This window comes from Streptomyces sp. NPDC002133 (assembly GCF_040296405.1).
Classification (GTDB): Bacteria; Actinomycetota; Actinomycetes; order Streptomycetales; family Streptomycetaceae; genus Streptomyces.
Window position 1 is genome coordinate 41,322 of the sequence record NZ_JBEOXF010000060.1, and the last position, 6,000, is coordinate 47,321.

7 protein-coding genes are annotated in these 6,000 nt (G+C 68.8%); 4 read left to right on the forward strand and 3 right to left on the reverse strand.

The window, feature by feature from the left end:
- Positions 1-182: 182 nt before the first annotated feature.
- Positions 183-641 (reverse strand): transglycosylase SLT domain-containing protein, encoded by a 459-nt coding sequence (locus ABT078_RS34945; protein ID WP_351235060.1) that lies wholly within the window; start codon positions 639-641, stop codon positions 183-185.
- A gap of 481 nt (positions 642-1,122) precedes the next feature.
- Between ABT078_RS34945 and ABT078_RS34950 the strand changes: the two genes are divergently transcribed.
- Positions 1,123-1,704 (forward strand): DUF1643 domain-containing protein, encoded by a 582-nt coding sequence (locus tag ABT078_RS34950; RefSeq protein WP_351235062.1) that lies wholly within the window; start codon positions 1,123-1,125, stop codon positions 1,702-1,704.
- A 206-nt stretch (positions 1,705-1,910) separates the two neighbouring features.
- Here the strand turns inward: ABT078_RS34950 and ABT078_RS34955 are convergent, their stop codons facing one another.
- Both ABT078_RS34955 and ABT078_RS34960 read right to left on the reverse strand, forming a co-directional pair.
- Positions 1,911-2,489: a hypothetical protein gene (locus ABT078_RS34955; RefSeq protein WP_351235064.1), complete on the reverse strand. Its 579-nt coding sequence runs from the start codon at positions 2,487-2,489 to the stop codon at positions 1,911-1,913.
- A 213-nt stretch (positions 2,490-2,702) separates the two neighbouring features.
- The gene (locus ABT078_RS34960) at positions 2,703-3,233 is read right to left on the reverse strand and encodes a DUF6368 family protein (protein WP_351235068.1); all 531 of its coding nucleotides are present in this window, start codon (positions 3,231-3,233) and stop codon (positions 2,703-2,705) included.
- A 379-nt stretch (positions 3,234-3,612) separates the two neighbouring features.
- Between ABT078_RS34960 and ABT078_RS34965 the strand changes: the two genes are divergently transcribed.
- The 3 genes from ABT078_RS34965 to ABT078_RS34975 all read left to right on the forward strand — a co-directional run.
- Complete coding sequence (locus tag ABT078_RS34965; protein ID WP_351235079.1) at positions 3,613-4,239, forward strand: IS607 family transposase; 627 nt, start codon at positions 3,613-3,615, stop codon at positions 4,237-4,239.
- A gap of 70 nt (positions 4,240-4,309) precedes the next feature.
- Complete coding sequence (locus tag ABT078_RS34970) at positions 4,310-4,456, forward strand: hypothetical protein (RefSeq protein ID WP_351235070.1); 147 nt, start codon at positions 4,310-4,312, stop codon at positions 4,454-4,456.
- 18 nt (positions 4,457-4,474) lie between these two features.
- On the forward strand, positions 4,475-6,000 hold a 1,526-nt coding region (locus tag ABT078_RS34975), incomplete at its 3' end, for a zinc ribbon domain-containing protein (protein WP_351235072.1).

A 6,000-nucleotide genomic window follows, 5' to 3' on the forward strand; every position in this document is an offset into this window, starting at 1 on the left:
CGACAGGTTCCCGCTCGCCATGGTGGCGAGGTGGGAGGGGCCACTGATGGTGCTGCGCTCTGTCACGCCGCGCTCCGTCACGGTCTCCGCGCCCTTCCCGTGATCGGGGCGGGCCGAGACCGAGCAGATCGGAGAGACCGGGCGGTGCCGGCCGCCGGCGTGCACGTGATCTGGGCCGGGTGTCAGTACGGGCCGTTCACGTTGTCGATGGAGCCGTAGCGGTGGGCGGCGTAGTTGCACGCGGCCACGATATTTGAGATTGGGTTGTAAATGTCCCATGCGGTGCCATCGACATGATATGTCCGAAATGTGGGGTCAATGACCTGCATGAGCCCCTTTGACGGAATACCTGCTTTTGCGTTGGAGTCCCAGAGATTGATGGCAAGGGGGTCACCGCTCGATTCGCGCATGAGGTTGCGGTGGATCCCGTCGTAAGTTCCGGGAATTCCCTTTGCCTCCATCACTTGCAACGCGTGCTTGATCCAGCCGTCAACGCGTGCACTGCTCGCGGGAGTTGCTGCAGCCGGAGTGGGGGCGATTGCGGTGCTTGCCGCGAGCAGGACGGCGGCCGCGGCGGCGGCGCCGGTCAGGTGCCGAAGGACCTTTGACGATGCTTTGCCGGGGAGAAGAGAAAGCCGCATGATGCCGCCCTTTCACATGCTTCTGCGGATGATGATCCGGTGTATTCACGGTTCATCTGGGGAAACGGGGAATTTCCGCTTCCCCAGCATCCGAGGGATATGTGGCGTGAGCAAGCCTCAATTCTGTGATTGCCGCCACAGACGGTTCTGATCGGCCCACGGCCGTGCGGGCGGCACTTCCTGGTGCGGGAACAGTCCCCACCCCCCGGGCACGCTGCGCCGGCCGACACCCAACGTGCCGCCCGGGCTGAGCGGCCGCGTCCAGCACCAGGCGCCGCGCATCTGCCGCCCCGCCATGCGCCGCGCACCGCCCCCACCGCCATGCCGCGCGGACCGGTACACGGTGCCTGCCCGCCGAGATCGATCGGGCCTGGCCTCACCGACAGGGCCGACAGCACACTGAAGACGAGAACCGGAACCCACCGAGCAGCCCGTCCCGCCGAGCCGCCTCGCCCACCTCCCGGTCGGAGGAACAGCCCTCATGGCCCACGCTCGCCGGCCCGCGGAAGCGCCCCGCGTTCTGCGCTCCGCGGTCCTCTCCGGCTGCGAGCGGTACCGCTACCTGCTGACCCGCACGTGGCGGCGGGACGGCAGGACCGCAGTGTTCGTACTGCTCAACCCCAGCACTGCCGATGCGAGGACGGACGACGCCACGAGCAGGCGCTGCATCGATTTCGCCGGCCGCTGGGACTGCAGCGCACTCGTCGTCGTCAACCTGTACGCCTGGCGGGCCACGGACCCCGGTGAACTGCGGGACGCCCGGGATCCTGTAGGTCCGCAGAACGATGCGTACCTGGTCGCTGCTGCGGACCTCGCCCACGAGACCGGCGGGGTGATCGTCGGCGGTTGGGGCCGCCGTGCCCGGCCCGACCGCGTATCCGCGGTACTGGAGCTCCCCGGCATGCGGCAGCTGACCGCACTCGCGCTCACCCGGGCCGGACAGCCGCAACACCCCCTCTACCTGCCGAGCCACCTGACCCCGCAGCCTTGGACACCACTCGGCAAGCACCCGGGGACGAACGCGTCGCCCATGGCGCGCCCACCTGAGTTCTTGGGCGGCTGACGGCTGGGACTTGGCTGTACTCGCCCGGTGCCATGGTGGGTTGACTCGTCTTTCGCGCACTGGTCCGGTGCGGCCTCGGAGGCGTGCGCGGTGAGGGGTGCGGCGGTGGAGGTATGACGAATCCATCCGGCTGCCGGATCCGGACGACGGCCTTGGCGAGGATCACGACCTCCTGGCTGTCACCGGCGGGACGACGACGTCGTTTCTCATGGCTGTGTGGTCATGGGGGTGCGGGGCCAGGGCCGGTCGCAGGTCGCACGTAGTGCGGTCAGGGCGTCCCATGCCGCGTCAGGTTCGAAGAGTCGCGTCGGCGTGCCGTGACCCGGGGTGAAGAGCACGTAGTGCCGTGCGAGGTACGAGAGGTCGCCCCAGGGTTCCCGGTGGTGCGCGCGTGCGAGCACCTGGTCACACCCCGTGCACGCGATCCACGGCACGACGAGAAGATCAGCCAGTGCGGTGTCGGTGCCCACGGAGGATCCGGGCAGGGGGATGGTGCCGGCGTGCTCGACGAGCCTCAGCGCGGTATCGCCCTGGTCCCGGTGGCTGCCGAGGCACCGACCGATCCCGGGAGCGAGCGCCGTCCACATGCCCCACACCTCGGCGGCCACGGCGATCTCGGCCCGCATGGTCTCGCTGATCGGCACCTGGTGCTCCAGGAGGCGGGCGATGAGCCGGTCGAGTCCGGCCTCCTGCTCACCGATCTCCCAGCAGTCCATGAACTCCCGGGCTTCGCCGGGGGGCAGGAGCGCGCCGAACCGACGCCACCGGGCTGCTTCATCCCTCACACGGCCGAGGCTATCGTTCCCGTCCGTGAGGTCTGTGTCTGCCGCAGGTGCAGGGCTGGTGGGCAGGAGCCGGCGACGAGCCGGCATCCGCCGCCGCGCCTCCCGTCGCCGAGTGGGTCGCCGACGGCCTCCCGGACTGACTGGGCCGTCGATCGCGGAGTTGCGTCGCGGGCAAAGGCGCAGACCTGGTTGCGGGTGGAGTGAGCAGGCCAGTTACTTGAGGATCCGGAAGCCAGGCTGCTCAGCCCGTGCTCTGAGGAATGTCGCCGAGCCACGAGCGGCGGGCCATGGATCGGTCGTCGTGATGACCAGTCCTGGGAGGCCCGCCACGATGGGCAGTTGGTCCTCCCGCAGCTCGGCATTCGCGATGCCTCCGATCTCATCGATGATCGCGGCGGTGAGCAAGGTTGTGACCACGTGGTCGACCGGTCTGTTGCGGAAAGCAATGACGTCGACCGCATGGGTCGGGGTGTAGCCGCTCAGAGATTTATGGTCGCCGGAGACGGAGTGTTCGGCGTCGAAGACCGACTCGTCGCCGATACGAGGTCCCATGAGGGAAACCAGGAATGGCCGGTGTCCTTCGACTCCACCGGTGTTCGTGATGCCGAGACCCTCCGCCTGAACGTGGAGGGCGTACTCGCCGGCGCGCATCTCCTCAATTCGTGTCGACGAGTAAATCAGGAAGCCACGAAGTCGCCGGATTGCGGCAGCGAGAGCCGCATTTGCCAACCCGATCACCAACACCGGCTCACTCGTGCTCCGGAGCCTGACCGGCGGAGTTTGAGACCCCAACGTGTCAGTCAGCGTAAGCGCTGCGCGGAAGTTGCCCCAGAACGCTGGGTGGACTGGGCTCGACAATTGTTCGGGAGTCGCCAAGGCGCGGGCAGCGGCATCGGACGTTCACTCTCTCCGGCACCGACCGAAGGAGGGCGCTGTCAGGGCCGGCGATGCGCCGGCGCCTCGCACGCGGGACCGGGGTTCCGCAGAGTGCGACGCTCGAACTCGGCGTCCTTCCGATGCGCCAGGCGCTGCTGCGATCGCGGCACCGTCGTCGGCGTGGGGTCCCCGCCGTCGGCCAGGCTCACCAACTCCCGTAGCGATCCCTAGTGTTGTGCCTGTGTTCATGGAGTTGCTGCGGATGTCCAAGGCGGCGAAGCGTTTGGGTATCCACCCGATGACACTTCGCCAGTGGGCTATTGACGGCAAGATTCCGTTCTCGTGGGTGGGTCGTGAGCGCCGGTTCTCCTCGGTCGATGTGGAGAACATGAAGTGCGGTAGCGACTTGGCAACATCCCGGCCCCGGCTGGAGGTTCTGTATGTGCGAGTCTCCGGCTCGCCCGGGCAGGAATCCTCGCTTGCGGCACAGGAGGAGGAGTTGCGGGGTACTGCGACCGGCACGGTGGTCAAGGTCGTCAAGGACCGTGGTTCCGGTCTGCGGGAGAACCGGCCCGGGCTCAACCGGGTGTTGACGATGGTGTCCGACGGGTCGGTGACGGTGGTGCGGGTGACGCATGAGGACCGGCTGGCCCGGTTCGGTGTCGGCTGGCTCAAGCGCCTGTTCGCTGTGTACGGCGTCACGCTTGAGGTGCTGCATCCGATGAAGTCCGGTGGCCGGGATGAACTCCTCGAAGACTTTGTTTCTCTGGTCACCACCTTCGCCGGTCGCGTGTATGGGATGCGGTCGGCCAAGGCCCGCAAGCGGCTGCTCGCCGAGACCGGGCAATGCACCGGCGGGGAGCGGGCTGCGTGAGCCGGAAGCTGCCGCTCGCCGAGGGGGTGAAGTTCCCCCCGCGTGTGCCCGTGCGCTGCTGCGTGCAGGCGTGGACGAGGAGACGGGCGAAATCCTGTCCGCGTCTGTGCTGGCGAGGCGTGTCGATTGGTGCGTGCATCTGGTGTCCGGCATGGTCGGCGCGCTGACTCTCGAGCGCCGGAATGCCACGGATGTGGACTTGCTTGCCTCGGGTTGAGGTTCCCCCGCTGCGTGGATGGCTTTGCGGCGTCTGGGCTGGACCGTCGCACCACCAAGGGGCGTGAAGGTCAACGACCGGATCGTGCGCATGGCCCAGGAACAGGCCGGGCGCGGGCTGCGGTCGGCGAAGTGGCGTGCCGACCTGACCGCAGGTGTCGTCAAGACCTGGCCCGCTGATCCGGCGCATCGGACCGCCGGTGAGTGGGACGCGGTGCGTGATGCGGTTCCGGGCGGGCAGTTTCTGCCGTCCGGCGTGATCCGGTCCCGTACCCGGCAGATCGCTGCTTTCGCGCGCAAGCGTGGACGGCTGCCGGCCGATGTGTTCGAGCTGGAGTCCGCGCCCCGGACTGCCCGGATGTTGCTGCTGTCCGCCTGCGACGGGCAACAGGTCACCATCGAACGGAACGAGAGCGATCCGGGCCGGGCGCTGCTGCGGTTGCAGCTCCCTGCCCGCCCCGACCCGGCCTCCTACGCCGACTGGACGTGGGTGGCCTGCCCCATCAGCCTGCCGCCGACGATCCCCGCGAAAGCGGTGTTGCACCTGCCCACCCTGCGCATCCACCAGGGCCGGGTACGCGTCGATCTTGCCTTCACCCACCGGGTCCCCAAGACTGCCCGCAGCGGTCATACGGTCGCGCTCGGCGTGGACTGGGGCCTCAATACCCTCCTCAGCGCGGGCGCTGTCCGGCTGCAAGCCGACGGCAGCATCACCGCACTCGGGGCCGGGGGCATGTTCCGCGCCGCCGGCGTCCTGGCGAAACAACACCGCCTGCGCCGCCTGTCCGAGCACCTGCACACCAAGGCCGACCAGTACCAGCGGCTCACCGGCGGCGACACCGCACACCCGCTGGCGGCCAAGCACGGGGTGCTGACCGACGAAGTCCGGCGCATCTGCGACAAGCGGTCGAACCTCAACGATGCCCTGGCCCGGGCCGCCGCCAGGTGGGCCGTGGACCAGGCTGTCGCCGCCGAAGCCACGGTGATCTATGTCGAAGACCTCCGCTCGTTGGAGGCCAAGGGCATGGGCCGCACCATGAACACCCGCCTCTCCGAGCAGGTGCGCGGGCAGATCTTTGGCCGGATGCGGCACCTCGCCGCCGAGGCAGGCATCGCCGTGGTCACCGTCCCAGCGCGGAACACCTCGAAGCACTGCCCGCAGTGCCTGGCCCCGCTGCGGCACCGCAAAGCCCCCGACCGGCCCACCACGCCCGGCTGGAAATGGGCCATCTGCCGCTCGTGCGGCTACCAGGGCGACCGCGACCAGGGCGCCTGGAAACGCATCGCCGCACGCGGCCTCACCCACCAGACCAAGACCGTGACCGACCACGCCACCGGCACCATGGCCATCCGCACAGTGGTGGACACACTCGAAACCCGCGCCGTGATCACCCCGACCACCAGGACCCGCCCGGACCGGTCCAAGACCGGACCCACCCGGCGACAGACAACACGCTCCGCGCCCAGGCGACGCAGGGCACCCTCCCCCACCGGCCCCTCGGGTCCGGCGGGCCAGCGTCCGGAGGGACACGCACCAACGGGCCG